The sequence below is a fragment of the Arthrobacter sp. JUb119 genome (assembly GCF_024807995.1).
In the GTDB taxonomy this organism is placed as follows: domain Bacteria; phylum Actinomycetota; class Actinomycetes; order Actinomycetales; family Micrococcaceae; genus Glutamicibacter.
Map to the genome: position 1 here is coordinate 14,043 of NZ_JANUFE010000008.1, position 19,160 is coordinate 33,202.

Consider the following 19,160-nt stretch of genomic DNA (forward strand, 5'->3'; position numbering starts at 1 on the left):
TCACCATGAATTAGGTGGAAGTCATTCGGTTTTCTCTTTTGTTGATTCGTTCTCTGCTGGAAGAGAGCTTTTCGCTTCCCAGTCCTTCCCCATGGCAAGTCCAATAATCGCAAGAAGGGTGCCGATTCCGCAGACAATTAAGGTCAGGATCGCTCCTCCAAAGTAGTTTGTTGTGGCGACGATCGGTCCGCTCAAAAGATTGCTACCCGTAAAAACAACGGCCGTGAAAGCCATCAGTTTCTCCCTGAAGTCCGAATTTCCGCCCCACGTACTTGTCATGACTGAAGATGCAGTCAATGCAAGTCCCCGACCAAACCCACCAATTGCCACGAAAATCAAGAGAGGTACAGGTGCGCTCCATGGGGTCATGAGGAAAAAAGACGATCCAAGAACGAGGATGCCAACTATGTATGTGCCTCTGAGCCACTCGTGAGTTCTTGTGACAACAAATGCTCCTAGAATCGAACCAAATGTGTGTGCCGACACAATGATGCCGGCATAGGCCGCTGCGTCGTGCAACAGGTCTCTTCCGGCCATGGGTGCAATTACTTGGATGTTGAATCCAAAAGTACACAGCAGGAAGAAGGAAATCATGAATATAACCACAGGTTTGCTGTAAGCGCGAGGTCGCGAATCATGTTCAGTTGATGAATCTGCTGCCGCCGATCGTCCAGTTATCTTTAGTGCCTGCCTGACCAGAATTGCTGAGAGTACGCAGAAAGCAGCATCAAGTATGAACCATACCGGCCAGAAATTTGATCCCATGAGGAAGCTGGCGATCGCCGGAGCGACAAGACGTCCAATATTGCTGTAGGTAGTCAGCAATGACATATTCTTGCGGCGAGTTTCCTCTGGCTGGAGATCCGCCAAAATGGATCTACGTCCTGGCGCCTGCGCATTAGTTGTTATGCCAAGTAGGAGACTAGCGATCAGCGCTGCAGGTAGTTGGTAACCAAGTATGAATGTAGCGATGCTGAAAATAATTTCTACGGCTGCTTGGCCTAGTAGCAACCAAATCAGCAAGGTTCTAAAGTTCCATCGATCGCCGGCTTTCTTGATCAATACCAATAAAACTAGCGCAGGTAGCGCTTGGGCTATCAGCTGGAATGCTACTGCTTTGGGGTCCTCGGTTTTTAGAACTGCCAAGGCCGCCAGTAGGAAATACGTACCCTGAGTTGTTGCTCCACTAATGACAAATGTCGTTCCGAAGTTCTTAGCCAATCTGTTCGTACCCGTTGCCATCATGCAACGTCCTGTACATAACGGATTGGATGCCGTCTCTCGGATCCGCTCCAAGGAACAGGTTCAGGATTGTGGCACCGAGCGAATAGCCTGGCAAAGAATCTCAGAACGGCACGCGTATCTGTAAATAGAGATCGGCTTATGTAGTCCAGATACACCCTTCGGCCCGAGTAGCTGGCAAGAATTTGTCGGATGAAGAGTGATAGTCGTGGCCTTGAGTTATCTACCCGGTTGGCTCTTCCTCGCAAATTTATATGCACCCAAATGCAAACCAAGTCGTCCCAAGGAGAAACGCTAATATCACCAACACGCAAGCTGAACTTCTCGTGAATTTCGTTTTCAAGTGCTGCGAGCAGCACCTTGCTAGGATCATATCCAGCGGCCTCCACTAAGGGGAGAACCAGTCGCGTGTTCTGCCCCATCCGTGCGTTCGCTTCAATCAATTTGACAGCACCGTCACGACAATCAAGCTTGAACTGAAGGCCTCCCACACCTCCAAAATCTAGGATTTTCACCAAGCTGTGAAGTGAAGTCTCAGGTATAAAAGGCATAACAACTTCTACCGCTGTAGATGCCGATGGTGCCATATAACGATGCTTGATGTGAAAAGCGCTCAAAAACACAGAAGAACCTGAAGCAAATACTGTACATGACGGCTCAATACGCCCAGGGATATACTCCTGAACGATCCAATTGCTGGACGGCTCTCTAGATGAAATTTCCTTTATTCTAGATCTGAGTTCATCAGAAGACTCAAAATATGAGACCTCAGATGCTCCTTGGGAGAACCGTCGTTTTAGGACAACAGGAAAAGTTCTTGAAACTTTACCCAGCACTTCTGATTGTGATGCAAGAGCTGTCCAAGGGACCGATATCCCCACTGATTGCGCATCTTGCATTAACTGATACTTGTCGTTCATCCTTCTAACCGAATGATGAGAAGGACCTAAAACCGTGATACCAAGGGTGGAAAATTGCTCCTGAGCAAGAGTTAGAAAGAACTGGTCATGATCATTGGCCGGGAGGATCGTATCTATGTCAAATACTTTGCACAAGGATTGTATGTGTGAGACCCATTCTTGGACGGGTGCGGTAATACAGTCCACGTCAATCAACCACTCTTGTTGTGGAACTGGTGGAACCCAAACTCCTGCATCCACATACCTGCTCGCGCTCATAGGGTGTAGCGATTTATCCTCGGCATCCGACAATCCGGCCAAGATGAAGGAGGCCTCTTGCCGTAGACCACGCGCAACTGCATACATAACAAGTGGATTAACCAACATAAACAGTCTCATGGCCCTCCTCAACTTCATGCGGCTAGGGCAAACGCAGGCCCCGCTCATCTCTGAAACAGGTGTTTGGCATGAGCCTAGTCACACACTTAGGGGTATGTCTACCGTTAATTTTGAATGAGGTGATTAATTCATCCTAGACGATCGAGCAAATATGAGCTTGCGAAACCTATCTTATGGTTCGATTATTTTCAACTCCCTATCGATATATTTCTAAGAAAATGTAGCTCTGGGCAAATATCGACGCCCGCTTAGTGAGGGCCAGGCGGTATGCAATCATGCTTTAGGACGTCAAAATAAAATTTCGCGCCGCGATTATCAGATTTCCCAGCACTCAAAACACCCGGATTGCCACTCAGCTGCTTCTGGCCCTTTGGCTGTCAAGAAGAAAGGACATAAGTTGCTCGACCTCGGATTGTCTGGAAAAACAGTTCTCGTTACCGGGGCAACTCAAGGAATCGGAGCCTCGGTAGCAAAATCTTATGCAGCAGAAGGATGCAACATCATTGCATTCTCTAGAAGTGAGTCGAAGCTTCGTGAATTGGAATTGTCCATCCGTCGAAACTCGAAAGTTTCAGTCGCGACGTTTGCTGTTGACCTAAGGAACAGGTTTTCCATAAATACGATTCCATGCCATTTTTTACAAGCTGATATTTTAGTCAATGTGGCAGGGGACATTCCAAAAGGTGATTTGGTTAGTCTCGATGAATCGATTTGGAGAAACGCATGGGATCTAAAAGTCTTTGGATACATCAATTTAACTAGAGCTGTCTATGGTTACATGAAAGAGCGCTCCAAAGGTTCAATAGTTAATATTATTGGAACTTCCGGGGAAAACCCTAATTTTGACACAATTGCTGTATCAAGTGCTAATGCGGCACTTATTTCATTTACAAAATCTCTCGCCGGACAGAGCCACGAGCACAATGTTAGGGTTAATGGAATTAATCCAGGACCAACTGAAACACCTCGTCAGGTGTCTCGACTGAAATTGCTTGCCCACGAAAAATTCGGTGATTCGGAACGCTGGAGGGACTTGCTATCCACGTACCCGTTCCGTCGACTGGCTACTCCTTCTGAGATTGCTTCAGCAACTTTGTTCCTCAGCTCTGAACAAGCATCCTATATCTCCGGATCAATACTTACGATTGATGGCGGCAGACAATTTCAAGGTACCAAGTAAGCTTCAGCCGTTGATTCATCAACGGGCTACCCAGACGTGCGCCTACCTGCCATAAGTTATTGTCTGCATATTTGATTACTTACTTGAGAGATCGATCACAGCAATACACCACATCGGAAACGCCACTTTAACGCAAAAAACGATTATTTCGCATCTAGAATCATGGACAATAGTGCCTCGAAAAACTGGATCCTGAGGAAGCAAATCCCAAGATTCCAACGTGTAAATCGAAGCTAAGCATGACGGATACTCAACAAGAATGAGTTGGTTTGAATTCCAGATAAATGCTTTCCCTTATCCTGAACTCATGACTAATCGCTTCCCAGGCCATAACCAAGAGAAAGTCGATGAAGCAGTCAATCTTATCGACAAATTACACGCGTAAATTACTTAATTCTCAAGGTTCCAGAGCCTGACAGCGAACTAGCTGCAGACGAAATAGCCACCAAGAATAAAATACCAGGCCAGCAAAGAGCTAGTTCTGCGCGTATTCAGCGAAGCCACCCGAAAACCACTCAAACGAGCTGCCGGATAACCACCGGCCAAACCGCTGCACAAACACCCCAGATGAACATGCATAGGGGCGAACAACCACTCCTGGCAACGCCCGCACTTAGCAAGGTCCGCTCAACAGACTCACACGTATCACAACGAACAACAACGGAACCCGACCCCGGCTAAATAGCGGTGTGCTCCCCGGGCCTATTCCCTCTCATCGCACAGTCCAGCAAAATCCGTCGGCCGGCAGCCTGCTTTCGATCACGGCATGACGAGCAGCCACTGACAAACCAAACATTTTTGCGCTTACCGAAAATAAACGCCCGCGGCAACTTCAACCGCTAGTTGAGCAGACCCCAAGAACCGGAAAATCCAAGTGAATCGAGGCAGCCTGCAGCCAGTAGCCTACAACCAGGCCTCAAGCGGCCGAAGGTCCCTGCGCACGGCATGTTCCCCCACCAACAGGAAAGAACACCCCACAGAGATGATCGGCGAGCGCTTCCAGGTGGCAATGTAATAGAAGACAACTGACACATTTCAGCTATGAGGTGACAACGATGCATAGAGCTTTAGCGTAGGACTTCGTAGCAGCAGACCGAATTTGATCCATACCCTCTTGGTTCTCACCCCGCTACTGCGCATACTGCTCTTCCTGAGGAGTGGTTCAGACGGTCATTATGAGTCGATAGCATCAGGGATAACGGCAGTTTTCTGCCCTTGAACAAGCTAGGCGAAATCCTTAACGTGTGGGCTGAGGTGAATCTAGCGTTATGTGTCGGTCTGGCAGTAGCACTCGGCACCGGAATTATGTTGCTGGATCAGCCGATGATCAGAGTCCAAGCCTTCAATACCTTTGATAAATAGGACTATCTGCTTGGAATAACTGCCATGTTGGCACCTGTTCAATATCGATCGATTCTGGCTATCTAAGGCAATGGCCCTGCTTGCGCTTAAACAACTACCCCAAGACGCTCGTCCTTCATCACAAACTCTTTGATCGTTCTGTTTATAAGCACCCAGACCTTGCGTTTTTCTTTCTGAGTGAAGTCGTGCCGCTGATTGAACAGATCAAGCAGGAATTTGTAGTCGTTGTCTCCGTTCCCTCGATTGAAATCGTTCGGTGGGAACGCCTCGTTTTGCCACAGGTCGGCAAGCAACGCTCGCGAGAAGTATTCGCTCGTGAGATCAACGTTCTTATGGGAGGTGTATGCAGATCGTAGCTTCAAGAGCTGATGGAGCACGTTAACGCTGAGATCAAGCTCTTCGACCTCAAATAGGTTGACACATTGGCTTCCAATTGGAAATAGAGACTCTTGGGTTCGCCAGTTATGAATTGTGTAGAGATAGACAAGGGAAGTCTTGCCGCACACACAGATTCCTGTCCCGCGCGGGTCTTCCTCAACGCTTACCACCTGCCATTCCTGGACTGCCTGCGCCCAGTTGTTCGATAATGATGTTTCGATGACAGCGCGGCGCAACGTTGCGAAATTGTGTGTACTCATCCAGGCCCCTAGAAAATTCTTAGTATAGCCAGCGCACCCAAAATGATCGATACCGGGGTACCCAGCTAGAAAATACTCAATCAGGCACAACCGGACAAATTTTTGCCACTAAGTCCGTGACAAGTAGGTGCCACGCCTAACGGCGTGGCACCTACTTTCCTGTTCCCTAGTTTCTTTTATCAGGGTGCTTCGCTCACCTCAATATCCGAAATTTGCAAAGTCGGCAGCAACTTCGACGATCGCAGGTTAACCTCAGGGGCAAGCACCACTGTTTCTTCACCGTTGATAGCCGGGTTACCCAAGATAAGATTCTCTCCAACCGTTGCCTTATTGAGAGTCCTGGCTTGCGAAGCATAACCATCAGGAATCAAATGAGCTTGAACAGCTTTCTCCGTCTTACCATCAGAAAAATATGAAACAAGTCCGATACCAGTTTCAGTCAGATGTTGTGCGTCACCACACGAAATCCCACCTGCGCCACCATCGAATTTTGCTTCGGTCAACAGGCAGATACCAATATCGCCATGAGTCGATACCCAGAATTTGTTCTCCTGGTCTTCCCCAATGAAACGTACTGTCTTTGGTCTAAGACCAGAATTTTTCAGAGACTCAGCAAGAAAAGCGGGAAGCTTGTCTGCTGCAGTTTTAGGTTGGCTCAACACCTTCAGTTGGGCTTCTGGAGATGGAATATCGCTGGCCACAGCTTCGTGAGGGCTATTCAAGCCGGAGGATACCCCGATAGCAATTCCAAGAGCGGCAAGTGCAGCTACCCCTCCGAAGAGTACTGATTTCTTTCGAGTGCTATTCTTCATTTAAATCACCTCATTTCTCGTAAGCGCAGCGAATTTGGTAGTTAGATGTACCGGCATTTGCATACTGCCACCAGCACTGTGAATGATGAGTTTTGGAAGCCGTCTTATAAGGGGCGATAGCATGGCCAGTCCCACTCACTGATTTGTAGACGGTACCGTTTACTCCAGCGTTCGTGATTCCTTGAGCAGTCACAGTCATCAAGCGATGAGGAACGAATCCTTCAGTTTGCTTCGTTGCAGTGGTTCCGTTGGCATACCAGCTGGCCTTTACATACTGCGCTTTTACTCCGTCAAAGAACCACACCGTAGTTGCCTGGCTTGCTTGCGCTGTCGAGAAGACAAGCAAGAAAGCGAAAACACAGGCCACGAGAGGCTTTAATTTTCTACTCATTTTCAATTTCCCTTCTTTGGAAAAATGAGATGCTAAAAATGGACACGCGAATGTTTTTGAAACCTATCAAGTTTACGAGGCTAAAATAATAGGCGAACTTGATTGTTACAGTATCTTTATAAACCGACGTGATTTTACTCAGGAATTTTCCCCATGGCACCCCAAGGAGCTCTTGACTGGGCTACTATCACTTAATAGGGCCATTCGAAAGGTGCGGGAATTGAAACAGGGACTCTTTACAACATTGCTGATCGCATCTTCTGCGCTAGTCATGACAGCTTGTGCATCAGCCAGCGATCTAGGAATCTTGGAACAAGATCCGCTACCCGAACAGCCCACGGCTCAGGCAAGCCAAATCCCTGAAATCATTGATCCAGGTTCACTGCGCTTTGCCGTCGAATACGAGGGCGCGAACTACTTCATCGGCACCTCAACAGATAAAAAAATGGGCTGTGTGCTGGCCTATCCCACAACAGGAAGTAACTGGCTCAGCGGGTGCGGGTTACTCGGCGGAAACAACGCCATCGTCAACACAAGCAACGGGACCGGAACCCAAGTCCTCCTGGTTGCTGATGACGCAGATCCCAAATCGCTGACAGGTGATGGCTGGACTCAGATCCATCAGAATATCTACCTGCACCGCTAGAACGAGCAGCGGAGGGGCCTATTGAACAGGCACCACTTCCTCCACTCGTTTGACCGCTTTTCATTCTGAATGTAATCCTATTGATAGGAACTTACCTTTAGGAAACTAGAAGAGTTCTCAGCTAGTGCGGAATCCCCAAATGCTGCACTAGCTAGTTGCCTGGCAATCCCCCAAGGTGCCAGGCAATAGCATCTGGGTTAAGTCCCAAGTACCCGGGTGTGCAGAAAGGCTCTCAACGCTTGTGTTGAGAGCCTTATTTGTAGCTCCGGCAGTTGTGGCTATTGGCCTTATATGGCGGCTAATTTCAGCTAGCATGGCGGTCCAGATGTACCATGCGGCAAGCTTGAATGGGCGAGTGGGTAAGAGAAGGCATCGCCGTCGCTGACATCAACCCGGAGGTCATCGCCGCCGCTCGTGACCAGCAGCGCATGTGGGCCGACCGTCGCATGTCACTCGGACATCGACAACACCGCACCTTGACCTCAAACTGACCACCAACAGTCCCGAAAGAAGCCGTTCCAGACACGAGGAGCCACAGCCTACCTGAAGCCCACTGGGAACAGCACGGGAAACCTGTTGGTGAGCGCATGGGAGGCATGCAAGGCAGACGGACCATACCGCCCAGCGGCACTCATCTGACACAGCATACTGCCGGTCCCCTGGAGTGCGCGGCCTGCAGGGGCAGGGACATACCATCGGTCAGGGATCTCGGACCGCGGGACCTGGCTTAGCGCCGAGGCCGGATTAACGCCGCGTCCCTTGGGTCATGCACAAGGCCTCCGATCCACTGGATGCAATGACCAGGTCTCGCGCGCGGCGTCACCGGCCAGAGTTCTGCTGCAGGACCATGGCCGACGGTATGCCCCCACTCACCATTCACCTGGCTGCACGAGATCTAGGCGAGATCCGCGCGTTGAGGAGAACACTGCCGGAGAGCCGCCCCCTTGCGTCCACAGCGATGCCAGAAACGAACGGCAAGCGCAGCAAGGCATGGAGGACCTACTGTCCGGCACGGGTGCATCCAGCCCTCGAGGCCTAGGCTGCCGGCCCGCCGCTGTGGCGGTATGTCCCCCACCAACCAGGCACCAAGTGCCAGGCAGAGAAGCCATGTCCGGCGCACGGCAAACAACCACTCCGAACACCACCCCAGGACGCGAGTTCCGTCCGTATTCATCAACACCATCAGAACCAGCGAAGACAGGCAGTGTGCAGGCAGCCGTCACAAGATACACGCACCCAAAAGAGTGTGGGCAGCTGCCTGGAGGCTCCACCGAACATGGGCGGTCTTCCACGCTGAGCCGGTCGAGGTGCAGCTTCTTGGAACGCTGCCTCAGAAAGCTGCCTCAGAAAAAAGGGGGGGGTTTACATGGTGCATGCAGTCACGGCCGCTACCAGCGGGCTCATGCATGCGGCCGGCAGACACCCAAGGGGACATACTGCCAGCACCCGAGCCCAGGGCGCCCGGATCTCGGACTGGCCCCACCACGCGCCTCGACCCCACACCAACCCTTGGCCCTCTAGTCCGTGCCCGGTGGCCTGTGGTCTGTGGGAGCACTAGTCAACGAAGCCGACCCGAACCATCAACTGCCAGAACCTTCGGCCGCCCGGATCTTCGGCCGCCAAGGAAGACCAACACCCCACCGCACAGGAAGGACGAGCCGCCAACGATGAGCTGCCAACAGCGGCCGGCCCACACACGGGCGGTATGTCCCCCCACCAACCAGGCACCAAGCAGCACGTGCAGGTAAAGAACCAGGGTCCGGTGCACGGCGAGCGCAACCACTCCGAGCACTACCCCAGAACGCTGGAGCTGAAACGCGGAGCTGGGAAGGACCACCAGTCGACACAGGGCCAGTGCGCACACCCAGCAGACGAAGACCCGGTAGAACACTAGGAGAGGAAGCATTTCTCACTAACTCACAGATGTTCTCCTCGAAACGAAAACGCAGCATCGGTGCTCCATGAGATACTCAAATCATCGATACTTTTCAAAGTAGAAAGTGGCCTGACATTGCCTAAAGGATTCAGCATCAACAAGCAAGCGATCCGGAAGATGACGCGCGATATCGAGCGTGAATTCGCTAAAAATCCCGTTAGGGTTCCATTGGAAACTGACCCTTCAGCTGTTTCTTTGCCCACTGCGACAACTATCAACAACTACAACGGACCGGTAGTGACCGTTCAGGGCGATCATGCACAGCTTGCTTGGGGCAATCAGAACGTTGAACAGACGCAGAATGCTAGTGAGCAAGTTGCTCCTGGCTATGAAACTCTTGCAGGTTTGCTCACCGATATTCTAGCGAGCTTACCGAATTTTCAACTTGATAGTTCAGACGAGGATGAGGTCCGCTCAAATGCCACGAGCGTTCTGCAGGAAGTAGTCAAGGCTGAACCGGATCAAGGTCTTGTACGTCGAGGAATAACGATGGTCAAGGGTTTGCTGGCGCCAGTGGCGAGTGGTCTTAGCAAGGCGGCAACGGATGAAACCGCAGAAACTGCTCGCGAAGTGATCGAAGCGCTCGGACAGTCTTTACCTTTCTAAATGTGCTTCTAGATCTATGCAGCTGACCAAAACTGAATGTCATCCGCGGTAGTCGTTTACGATGCACGTGAACGCAGTATGGAGGAGAGATGTGATGGCATCGCCAAAAAGAGCTGAGGCATTTCCAATGGACTTCATTAAGGGAGTCTGCGATGTTCTCGCTCAGACCGATTTTCCCGGCCTTACCGGTTCAGAACTTGACTCACTTCTTCCGATGATTGGCATCCAGCGGCGAGAGGATGGAAGGAATAAGCGTGAGAGCCTATATTTCACGTTGAACAACAAGCAATACTCCCAAAAGGCCGGCAACTGTGTCATCGCCTTCATTAACAAAACAATGTCACCAAGTCGCTATTCGCGTGACCCCGCGCGATTTACGCAACTACGCGATCAGTTGAACGAATTCATGGTCCACCATGGATATCGGATCACCGATGAAGGAAAATTGGCCCGCGGTAAAAAGGCCAGCACCATCTCGGAGGCAGCAACACTGGCTGGAACACTTCATGTTGAACTCCGTCGACGCGGTACCCACGAAGAGTTATTCAGGTACTGTGCTGAGGAGTTTATTACACGGTCGCTGTTCCACGCGATGACAGAAGCGTCTAAGAGCATCCCAAATCGCATCCGAGAAATGACTAAACTGGCGGGTGATGGTGACGCTCTATACAACGGAGTTTTCGGAACGCGCCAAGACACTCCGCATCTCTACATCAACAAATATGAGACTGATTCAGAGATTAGCGAACACCGTGGTTTCAAGAATCTGCTCCTTGGCGTTCACGGCCACTATAGGAATCCTCGTGCACATTCGAGTCGAATCAACAATGTCGAAATTATGCCAGATTTCTACGATGCCTTCGCGCTCTTCTCATATATCCACCGCCGGCTCGATGCTGCTACAAAACAGCCAAAGCCATGAGCTCCAAAACGTCATCGATGCCCCTCGGCGCCCCTTCACCTTGACTGTAAAATCCTTGGACGGGTGCCCGATGAGCAGAGAACATCAAATCCAGAGAAGGATAAGCAAGAGCAAGTTCCAGCTATAAATCTATCAAGCCATGATCGAATAAACTCCAACAGCACCACCACGAACAGCCCCAGGATCCCGCACCCGACTAAAAGTCAGTACGCTATCAGGACTTTCCGTTATGTTGTTGGTTGTTGACAGCCCCTAAAACATCGAAATCTTCATACACTGTGTAACGCATGGCGTCCTTCTTCATTGTCAATCCTTGATGGTTTCCGCCTGCATGTTTTGCCTAGACGGCGAGCGCGAGGCGTTGTTTTTCTTCGATGTGCAGTAGTGCGCGTTTTGGGACTTTGATGGTTTTGAGGTCTCCGAGCATTTTGCGGATTTGTGTGTAGGCGGTGTGGCGTTCGTGGTCGGTGGCTCCGACGCCTTCAGCGATGGTGAGTAGTGCGCGGATGCGCTGGATGGTTTTGAGTTCTTTGGCTGGGATTTTGGTGGTGCTGATCCTCTGGGCGTTGGCGTAGGCGGTTTCCCAGGCGTCTTCGAAGGCGTGGACTGCTTTGGGGTAGGCCAGGGTGTTGAGGTCCGTGGAGAGGGTGAATGTGGCTGGCATGTCGGGGATGGCGTTTTCTGCGTCTCGCATGGCCCGGTAGAGCTTGCTGGTGGCTCTAATTTTGATGTCTGTCAGTGCGGGGAGGTCGAAGAGCATGTCCCAGTCGGTTTCTGCCTTGAGTACGTTGCGGCGCATTGCCTCGTGGCGGTCGGTGACGGTCTTCCAGCGTTCAGCGATTTTGGCTTGTTCTTCCTCTAGCGCTTTGCGCTGCGCCTCTTGGGCTTCTAGTTGTTTGCGCTGGCGCTGTTGGCGCTGGCGCAGCTTGCTGATGCTCCAGATGATGGCTGCGATGAGGGCGATGGCTGCGATGGCCACGCCGATCCAGAGGAGGACCATGAGGGGTGTTCCGGTATCTGCTGGTGCCGTAGTCTCAGGTAGCGGTGTGGGTGTTGGTGAAGGATCGGGTTTCGCTTCGCTGTTCTCGTTGCCGGTTTCCTTATTCAAGATCCCTGGCAGCACAGACAATCCAGTGACGACTAGCCCTCCAAATAGCAAGATAGCTAGTGCCCCGCCTGCAGATGCCTCGCCTCGTGCTGCTTTGATTCCTTGTGCTAAAGCTGCAAGGACGCAGCCTAAAAGGATCACGACTACAAGTGCAGGGATGATCTCTTGAAAGGAAGAGTCGACCCCGTTCATTGCAGAATCTCCGATAACCATAGCTTTTTACTTTCTGGGACTGGTTTGCATGCTTTGGGGGATTGCTCTTTCTGTAGGTGTAGTTAGCCTCGGTCAGGGGACATACCGGTCACAGCTCCAGAGGTTTTTCGTTCGGCGACCCTGAGGCAGCGCTGGCAGGTCACTTTTTTGATATTGGTGGTGGTTGATGCGGTGAGTGCTGTACAGCGGGCGATGAAGCTATCGACAAAGGTGAAACCGGGGATCGATAGTTGATCGTTGACTAGGTGTATTTGCTCCTCGTTCATCGCATTTCCTGACGTTCTATGTCACGGCAAGGAGTATCGCTGAGCTGAGGCAGCCGATGGTTAGGAAGGTGAGGAACAATTGCACCAGGGTGACAGCTCTGATGGAGAATCCCCCTTTTTTGTCCTGGAGGAAGATCATGGGAGCTCCTGAGCCTAGAAGCCAGAAGCTGAAGATTCCTAGAGCGGCTAGTCCGAGTATTGTCCACATAGGGACCTCTTTTCTGGTCAAGTTGTGATGTGAGGATTCAAGATCATCCAGAAGGTCATGGCGGACCACAGCGAAGTTACGATGAGTGCAGACGGGCCACTGAAGCTTCGAATCCCGAATTCTCTGAGGGTTGAGGCTGTAAAGAAGATGAGAACGCTGAGTATCAGCAGAGCGAAGACGATCAGAAACATGCCTTACTGACTTTCCTTGCGTGAGTCCTGGATGAGGCGTTCTGCACGAGCTTGTTCGGCGTTGATTTCTCGTTCTTTCGCTTTGCCAATACGGTCGATCCGTTCTTGTTCTGCTGCCGTTTCACGGGCCTGAGTGTCAGCGATCCGCCTTTGCTTCATGCCTTCATAGTCGAGTAGGCGTTGTTCTAAGTTTTTGGGCGGGAATTGTCGGATCAGTTGGGTCAGCACGAAAAGAAGTAGAACTGCGCAGAGTCCGGTCACAGCAGCGTGAGCGAAGTATTTTTCAGGAGATCCCAACTCCTTGAAATCTAGGATTCTCCGCAGATAGAAGTAGAACAGCACCCAAAGTGTGCCGGTAATTATCAACAGCCAGCTGTTGATCGCTTGTCGTCCAGCCCAGGTCATTGGCCATCCGAGCAGGGACTGGCGGTCGTAGGGCAGGCGTTCGTACCGGTCGAAGAATAGTGCTGTTGGTTCTCCAAAGTGGTAGGAGATTGCTGTTCGTAGATTCTCGTGCTCGATGGCGCTGGGGGCAGGTAGGCCCCGTTGCTGGCGTTTTGCTTTCTGGCGCTGATAGCTGAGCACCCGTCCAGCGATGCTCTCAGCACCTTTGACATCTTCAACGATGGTCTGGGTGAACTCCTGAGCTTTTTTCTGGATAGTCATAACCGGGGATCCTCAGTTTTCGGGTGTGGTGGTGTTCAGGCGGCCGGAGCCAGTGCCAGAAGGTGAGTCGGTGCAGGGGTCCAGAATTCCTGGTACCCGCCGTGGTTCATGTCTTCGGCGACGTGGGTGATGAGATAACTAGCGCAGAGGTTCGCTGGGTTGATCTCTTTGACGTGCGACTGGGCAAAGTTCGCTGCAATGCGGGATATCTGCAGGCTGTGAGATGAGCCGATGGTATGTCCCTCATAGGACACGAGCCAGGATGGCCAGGCGTAAGGGTTTTTCTTGATCTTGATGTGCGTGTACATGATGCTTTCCATTCGTTGTGGTGGTGGTCGTGGGATGAGTTTCATGAGTTGGATCGTGGAACCTACTTTCTGATGAAGGGTTAGCTGCTGAGTAGTTGGTCAGCTGGTGGTTCGGCCTTTTGGTGGCCTTTGATGGAGCTGTATGGAGCTTTGCCAGTGCGGCCGGTGTTATCGACGCTCACGGTTTTAGCGTTGGCCCTGAGCACCTGGTGCCAGTGCGGACCGATCAGGACGTAGTCGCCCGGGCTAATGGTGTCTTTGCTGTAGTTGCCGATACGTCCGGCTTTGAGGTGTTCACGCTGCACGCTTTGCCAGTACTGGATCTGCTCTGCAAGTGCAGCCATTTCTTCCTGGGCGCGGGTTTTTGCTTCCCCAGATGCTGGTGGAACTTCACGCTCATAGGGTGTGGCACGGTTCGCGGTGTATCCGTCGATGGACCGCTTGAGCTGGCGCATCTGTGCGGTGAGCTTTTCGATCCTGTTGGATACTGTCTGCGGGTTATTCCGCGCGCCTGTGGCGTGGTGGGCGGCTTCGGCTTTTTCGAACGCCTGAAGTGCTGCCTGGTCGGCTTCAACGCTGTTCTTCCAGGCGGTGTTTGCATTGTCGATCGCCTGCAGGTGCCGAGTTTCCGAGTGGTGGCCAGCCTTGACTGGTTCTCCGGCAGCTGGGAGACGGTGGTGGGCGGCAAAGAATGCTTGTTCAGCCTCGTTGGCTTCGTGCGCTTTACGTTCCGCGACGCCCTGCAAGTGTTGAGCCCTCTGGGCAGCGCGTTCGGCGAGGTCCGCTTCAACTTCGGCCGTATTCCGGACTGAGTGATCAAGGTGTACGTGAACAGCGTGGTGTGCTGCAGTGAGTGCTTTCGTGGTTTCTTTGATGATCTGCAGCTTTGGAGTGTTGTCGCGGGACTGGGGGACATACCATTTCTCTAATCCGCGGCCCCACTTCCAGCCGCGGGCTTTAAGGATCTCGTTGGCCCCGTCCCCGCGGGCTGTACCTTCGAGCAGTGTTCCAGCACTTGGGGTGTGCGTGATAGTTATGCTCATTGCCTTGTCCTTCTCAGTGCTTGGTGCGGTCGTAGACTGCCAGCGCGCCGTTGTAGCTATGGCCCGTTTGGTTTTGGATGAGGCGCAGATAGCGCGAGTCGCTGGTGTGGGCGTGGTTTCCCCCGCTGGTGTGCCATTCATGATCTGGTTTCCAGGTGTTGCTTGTGGTGTCCCAGTGGGCCGGTATGAGGTTGGCTTCCGTCTGTCCGTAGATCGTCTTGGTGCGAAGTAGCACGGGAGCTTCAATGTCTTCGTGCTGGGTGCTGGTGCCCTCAGTGAGGTGATGGACTTCCCATTGCTCATCTGCGTAGTAGCCGACGAGGGTTAGCTCGTCATAGATGGCGCTGAGCCCGGTGTGGATGTAGTGAGGGTTGTCTGCTGGACGGAGGACCCCAAGGGTGAGGGTGGTGTGCTCCGGGGTACTCATGGTGCGCTCTCCTTCTTGTTGTCTTGGTGGCGGGCTAGGACGCTGGTGGCTTGGTCAATGAGTTGCTGGTGGGAGCAAGCGGCCCAGCTGGGGCGCTCGTTAGTTGCTGTGGTGCGGACGGTTTCTTCCTCGATGACCTGCTGGCAGTCGCTGATCAGTCCGGTCAGTTCTTTTGCAGTGAGCGTGGCGAGATAAGCGGTTGATTCGCGGTTGTTCGTTGCTGCGAGTTTCTCGGTGTGCTGGGCCAGTGAGTGGGTCATCGGGGCATCCTGTTCTGCTTGTTATGCGGTAGTTAGCTCTGGGTGGGGGCAGTTCCTGTCATGGGAGTCTGAATTTTTAGCGTTGAGCCCTTGGGCGCCCTGTGGTGGTGTTGCGGTTCCGGACCCAGGCTTCTGCGCTGGCTTTGAGGTAGAGGGCAACGGTGTTGGTGCTGAGGGCTACCGGCGGGAAGGTGGGGTCTTTCTGGGATAGTTCGCGCACGCGCTGGCGGGTAATGCCCGCGTGGGTGGCGATGTCGGTCAGAGTGACCAGATCCGGAATTTGCGCGGTGGCGTAATCGGCGTCGAAGTCCTTTTCTGTGCGTAGTGTCATCGTGGTGATTTCGGCTCCGGCAAGGGGGCCGGTGGTCAGCAGTCCTGTAGTCCGCTGGGCCGCATCGAGGTGCTCGTCAGCTTCGAGGGTGAGCGAGATGGTGATGCTGGCGAGGTTCTTTGGATCGATGGTTGCTGAGACCCCGTGGTCAGTGAGATGGGCCGTGAGATCAAGCAGTTCGGCGTCTTCGTGAAGTGGCTGCGGGAGGGTCAGTTTGGTGTAGATATGCCAAGTGGTCATGGTGGTTCCTTTTCTAGAGGTGGGGAGGGTGGCCGCCGGGGTTTCCCGGCGGTCTTGCGACCTACTGCGGTTCGATGAATCCCTGCCGTTTGAGATCAGCCATGAAGTTTTTCCATGCTTTGTGATCGCTCGGCGTCCGGTGGGTTCCGATGGTCAGCTGGTCCTTGTTGGGTGGGTAGATCATCCAGCCTGACTTGGTTTCCCTGACTCGGAATCCTTGGCGTTCAAGCTCTGGTATGAGCTTGCGAACCTTTTTTTCGTGTCGCATCTGCGAACCTCTTTCTCTTGATCTGACAAATGCAACTTTACTAAAAGACTTGTCATGTGACAACCATTTGTCTAGGTTTATTTTCTAGGCACTGATTTTGGCCTCGGCGACCATTGGAGAATCCGTGGCAGAAAGCCGATCCAGACAGAGCTATCCCCTGAGCAATCAGGACAGGCTTGATGCCCGGCGAGCGCCGTGGAAGAGAAAGGGATGTGATGATTTCACGCAAGCAGTTGGAGCCGACCTTGGGTCGGCATGGCTTCTCGTATGTCGAGGAGCCCGGTTTCCAGAGTTTTCATCGCGTGCATCGTGATGGCGATGACCAGTATGTGCGGTTTTTTACGTGGTCTAACAAGGCGCACGCTGAAAAAGCGGGAATTCCGCGGGCCTATTTGGTGGTGGTGTTGCGTGAGGGGCGGTTTCGACTCCCTTTGGTGCAGTGGCCTTCTAGTGAGCAGGCGCGGGTTCCGTTTGGTGAGGTGCTCGATGAGCTGGAGAGGGTTTTTCTAGGTCCTTTGGAGATGGATGCTGCTTCACGGTCTCAGGTCTTCGCTGGATTGGAGGATCGCTATGTTCTGTAGTGGCGCGCTGGTGCGTGGCAAGCTGCGGTGGGCAGGGGTCTCTGCGCTGATCATTGGTCTGGGTTTGAGTGGTTGTTCAGCGGTGGATTCTGTGGATCTCTCGTCGTGGCGTTCTGACTCGGCCGAATCGGTGAGTCCTTCGTTGAAGCAGGACTATGCTCTGGCGTTGAAGCAGCTGGATCAGGTTGAGGTGAAGGGACGTACCGCGAAAATTGGGTATGCGCGGGATCAGTTTGGCCAAGGGTGGAAGGACCCTGACCGCAATGGGTGCGATGCGCGCAATGATGTGCTGGCCCGTGACCTGCATGAGGTGAAGTTCAAGCCAGGATCGGCGCAGTGCACGGTGCTCTCGGGGATTTTCTCTGATCCGTACACGGGAGAGCAGATTGAGTTCGTGCGCGGTCCTTCCACGAGCACTGCAGTGCAGATTGATCATGTCGTTGCTTTGTCTGACAGCTGGCAAAAGGGCGCCCAGCTGTGGAGTAGTGAGAAGCGGTTGCAGTTCGCTAATGACCCGTTGAATCTGCTGGCCTCCGATGGTCCCACTAATGCGGCCAAGGGGGATAAGGACGCTGCGACCTGGTTGCCTCCGAATAAGGGGTTCCGGTGTGATTACGTGGCAAGGCAGACAGAGGTGAAAGCCAAATATGGGGTGTGGATGACTCCTGCTGAGCATCAAGCTATCAAGAGGATTTTGGAGCGCTGCATGTAACGGCCTCTAGGCAGTACTTCGACTTTTTGTAGGCTGGTTAGGAAGAAGAGATCAGCAATATTGGAGGGACATACCGTGTCTGAAGCTTCTCGACTTTATGAGATCCGAACAATCAAAGCAGGATTAGCCGTGAATTCCCGGCTCTTGAAGATGGCGTGGGTCCTTGCCGGGACTATTTTGCTCGCCATTGTCCTCCTAGTGGCCTACCTCTGGGCAGATAATGGGTTGACTAGTGCCCTGAGTAATCAGAGTGCTGCTGTCGCTTGGCCTACCTACGCATTCCTGGCCCTGGCTGCCGCGATGTCTGCGGTCGTGGTCACTGTTTTTACCCGGCGCAAGCTTGATCTCGAAGCGCAGCTGGCCCTGCTGCAGATCAAGCCACAAGACAGCTAATCCGTGAACAACGGTCTTCTGGAGGAACACCTATGGGACATACCATCACCCCTGAGCGCATCACCCGATTAGCCCCAAACGAAGTGTTCGTCTTCGGTTCGAATGCTAAAGGGCGGCACCTCGGTGGCGCGGCCCGCACCGCATGGCTCAAATTCGGGGCGAAATTCGGCAAAGGAACCGGCCACCATGGGCAAAGCTACGCCATCGACTCTATGAGCGGACTACCTACCCTCGAACACCAGGCCCAAGAGTTCATCGACTATGCCACGGAGCATCAGGAGCTCACGTTCCTCCTCACCCCGATCGGCACCGGCATTGCAGGACTCACGGCCGAGCAAGTCGCCCCACTCTTTCGCAATGCACCACCCAACATCACCCTGCCCGCATCTTTCGCAAGCATCATCAACTAACCCACCCCGTATCCGGGGACATACCACCACTAAGGAGAGCCCACTTGGCCCGCGAAACCCGCATCACCCTCATCGACGACATTGACGGCACCGAAGCGACCGAATCCATCAACTTCACCATCAACGCCAACAGCTACGAGATCGACCTCAACGACACCAACGCCGCAGCCTTCCGCGCCGCCTTCCAGCCCTACATCGACTCAGCCCAGCACAACACCCAGCAGGCGACAACAGACTCCCAGGCAATCCGCGAATGGGCCGCCAAGAACAACATCCAAGTCAACGCCCGCGGCCGCATCAAACAAGAAATCATCGACCAGTACTACAACTCGCTGCGCAAACAAGCAGCCGGCCGAAACTAGACACCACGCAAAAAGAGGCCAGGGCGGGGACGGTATGTCCCCACCCTGGCCCCTTTCAACAATCTCCCGCACCATCCCAAGTCACACCTGAGGACAGGACGCCGGTAACGATCCTGCAGCGCTCTAGAGTTTCCCCAGCG

24 protein-coding genes are annotated in these 19,160 nt (G+C 52.9%); 10 read left to right on the plus strand and 14 right to left on the minus strand.

Going from position 1 to position 19,160, the window contains the following annotated elements; genetic code table 11:
* Nucleotides 1-21: 21 nt before the first annotated feature.
* Entirely contained in the window at nt 22-1,245 is a 1,224-nt protein-coding gene (locus M2368_RS16895; RefSeq protein WP_133834519.1) for an MFS transporter, read from the minus strand.
* Nucleotides 1,242-2,540 (minus strand): ATP-grasp domain-containing protein, encoded by a 1,299-nt coding sequence (locus M2368_RS16900; RefSeq protein WP_133834520.1) that lies wholly within the window; start codon nt 2,538-2,540, stop codon nt 1,242-1,244. Before M2368_RS16900 ends, M2368_RS16895 begins: the two co-directional genes overlap by 4 nt.
* Nucleotides 2,541-2,910: 370 nt before the next feature.
* On the opposite strand from M2368_RS16900, the gene M2368_RS16905 reads away from it, so the two are divergent.
* The gene (locus M2368_RS16905) at nt 2,911-3,720 is read left to right on the plus strand and encodes a short-chain dehydrogenase/reductase (protein WP_208294276.1); all 810 of its coding nucleotides are present in this window, start codon (nt 2,911-2,913) and stop codon (nt 3,718-3,720) included.
* 1,448 nt (nt 3,721-5,168) lie between these two features.
* On the opposite strand, the gene M2368_RS16910 is transcribed toward M2368_RS16905, so the two are convergent.
* The 3 genes from M2368_RS16910 to M2368_RS16920 form a co-directional block, all read right to left on the minus strand.
* Nucleotides 5,169-5,720 carry a hypothetical protein gene (locus tag M2368_RS16910; RefSeq protein WP_133834522.1) on the minus strand — a complete coding sequence of 184 codons (552 nt, stop codon included), beginning with the start codon at nt 5,718-5,720 and terminating at the stop codon, nt 5,169-5,171.
* Between the two features lie 179 nt (nt 5,721-5,899).
* A complete protein-coding gene (locus tag M2368_RS16915) occupies nt 5,900-6,532 on the minus strand; it encodes a hypothetical protein (protein WP_133834523.1) in 633 nt (210 codons plus the stop codon).
* A 10-nt stretch (nt 6,533-6,542) separates the two neighbouring features.
* Complete coding sequence (locus tag M2368_RS16920) at nt 6,543-6,923, minus strand: hypothetical protein (RefSeq protein WP_133834524.1); 381 nt, start codon at nt 6,921-6,923, stop codon at nt 6,543-6,545.
* Nucleotides 6,924-7,143: 220 nt separating this feature from the next.
* Here M2368_RS16920 and M2368_RS16925 point away from each other — a divergent pair, with 220 nt between their 5' ends.
* The 4 genes from M2368_RS16925 (at nt 7,144) to M2368_RS16940 (ending at nt 11,033) form a co-directional block, all read left to right on the plus strand.
* On the plus strand, nt 7,144-7,569 hold the full coding sequence (locus tag M2368_RS16925) for a hypothetical protein (RefSeq protein ID WP_133834525.1): 426 nt from the start codon (nt 7,144-7,146) through the stop codon (nt 7,567-7,569).
* Nucleotides 7,570-9,274: 1,705 nt separating this feature from the next.
* Nucleotides 9,275-9,463, plus strand: coding sequence for a hypothetical protein (locus M2368_RS16930; RefSeq protein ID WP_133834526.1), 189 nt, complete (start codon nt 9,275-9,277; stop codon nt 9,461-9,463).
* A gap of 60 nt (nt 9,464-9,523) precedes the next feature.
* Complete coding sequence (locus M2368_RS16935) at nt 9,524-10,111, plus strand: hypothetical protein (protein WP_286172272.1); 588 nt, start codon at nt 9,524-9,526, stop codon at nt 10,109-10,111.
* A gap of 94 nt (nt 10,112-10,205) precedes the next feature.
* Nucleotides 10,206-11,033, plus strand: a complete 828-nt coding sequence (locus M2368_RS16940; protein ID WP_133834527.1) for a TIGR02391 family protein — start codon at nt 10,206-10,208, stop codon at nt 11,031-11,033.
* 340 nt (nt 11,034-11,373) lie between these two features.
* Here M2368_RS16940 and M2368_RS16945 read toward each other — a convergent pair whose 3' ends face one another.
* The 9 genes from M2368_RS16945 to M2368_RS16985 form a co-directional block, all read right to left on the minus strand.
* Nucleotides 11,374-12,141: a hypothetical protein gene (locus tag M2368_RS16945; protein WP_133834528.1), complete on the minus strand. Its 768-nt coding sequence runs from the start codon at nt 12,139-12,141 to the stop codon at nt 11,374-11,376.
* A gap of 275 nt (nt 12,142-12,416) precedes the next feature.
* Nucleotides 12,417-12,620 (minus strand): hypothetical protein, encoded by a 204-nt coding sequence (locus M2368_RS16950; RefSeq protein ID WP_133834529.1) that lies wholly within the window; start codon nt 12,618-12,620, stop codon nt 12,417-12,419.
* Nucleotides 12,621-13,022: 402 nt separating this feature from the next.
* Nucleotides 13,023-13,685 carry a hypothetical protein gene (locus M2368_RS16955; RefSeq protein WP_133834530.1) on the minus strand — a complete coding sequence of 221 codons (663 nt, stop codon included), beginning with the start codon at nt 13,683-13,685 and terminating at the stop codon, nt 13,023-13,025.
* A 35-nt stretch (nt 13,686-13,720) separates the two neighbouring features.
* On the minus strand, nt 13,721-13,993 hold the full coding sequence (locus M2368_RS16960) for a hypothetical protein (protein ID WP_133834531.1): 273 nt from the start codon (nt 13,991-13,993) through the stop codon (nt 13,721-13,723).
* Between the two features lie 80 nt (nt 13,994-14,073).
* Nucleotides 14,074-15,036 (minus strand): DUF3560 domain-containing protein, encoded by a 963-nt coding sequence (locus tag M2368_RS16965; RefSeq protein ID WP_166650826.1) that lies wholly within the window; start codon nt 15,034-15,036, stop codon nt 14,074-14,076.
* Nucleotides 15,037-15,049: 13 nt separating this feature from the next.
* Nucleotides 15,050-15,463, minus strand: coding sequence for a DUF8317 domain-containing protein (locus M2368_RS16970; protein WP_166650827.1), 414 nt, complete (start codon nt 15,461-15,463; stop codon nt 15,050-15,052).
* Complete coding sequence (locus M2368_RS16975; protein WP_133834533.1) at nt 15,460-15,723, minus strand: hypothetical protein; 264 nt, start codon at nt 15,721-15,723, stop codon at nt 15,460-15,462. Before M2368_RS16975 ends, M2368_RS16970 begins: the two co-directional genes overlap by 4 nt.
* A gap of 76 nt (nt 15,724-15,799) precedes the next feature.
* The gene (locus M2368_RS16980) at nt 15,800-16,294 is read right to left on the minus strand and encodes a hypothetical protein (protein WP_133834534.1); all 495 of its coding nucleotides are present in this window, start codon (nt 16,292-16,294) and stop codon (nt 15,800-15,802) included.
* Nucleotides 16,295-16,355: 61 nt separating this feature from the next.
* On the minus strand, nt 16,356-16,562 hold the full coding sequence (locus M2368_RS16985) for a hypothetical protein (RefSeq protein WP_060700378.1): 207 nt from the start codon (nt 16,560-16,562) through the stop codon (nt 16,356-16,358).
* 179 nt (nt 16,563-16,741) lie between these two features.
* Here M2368_RS16985 and M2368_RS16990 point away from each other — a divergent pair, with 179 nt between their 5' ends.
* The 5 genes from M2368_RS16990 to M2368_RS17010 all read left to right on the plus strand — a co-directional run bounded on the left by M2368_RS16990 (nt 16,742) and on the right by M2368_RS17010 (nt 19,020).
* A complete protein-coding gene (locus tag M2368_RS16990; RefSeq protein WP_498724752.1) occupies nt 16,742-17,143 on the plus strand; it encodes a hypothetical protein in 402 nt (133 codons plus the stop codon).
* Nucleotides 17,144-17,153: 10 nt separating this feature from the next.
* Nucleotides 17,154-17,855 carry an HNH endonuclease family protein gene (locus tag M2368_RS16995; RefSeq protein ID WP_286172273.1) on the plus strand — a complete coding sequence of 234 codons (702 nt, stop codon included), beginning with the start codon at nt 17,154-17,156 and terminating at the stop codon, nt 17,853-17,855.
* A 129-nt stretch (nt 17,856-17,984) separates the two neighbouring features.
* Nucleotides 17,985-18,248, plus strand: a complete 264-nt coding sequence (locus tag M2368_RS17000; protein WP_133834536.1) for a hypothetical protein — start codon at nt 17,985-17,987, stop codon at nt 18,246-18,248.
* A 32-nt stretch (nt 18,249-18,280) separates the two neighbouring features.
* The gene (locus tag M2368_RS17005) at nt 18,281-18,658 is read left to right on the plus strand and encodes an A1S_2505 family phage non-structural protein (RefSeq protein WP_133834537.1); all 378 of its coding nucleotides are present in this window, start codon (nt 18,281-18,283) and stop codon (nt 18,656-18,658) included.
* A 44-nt stretch (nt 18,659-18,702) separates the two neighbouring features.
* Nucleotides 18,703-19,020: a histone-like nucleoid-structuring protein Lsr2 gene (locus tag M2368_RS17010; RefSeq protein ID WP_121867936.1), complete on the plus strand. Its 318-nt coding sequence runs from the start codon at nt 18,703-18,705 to the stop codon at nt 19,018-19,020.
* The last annotated feature ends 140 nt before the right edge of the window (nt 19,021-19,160 follow it).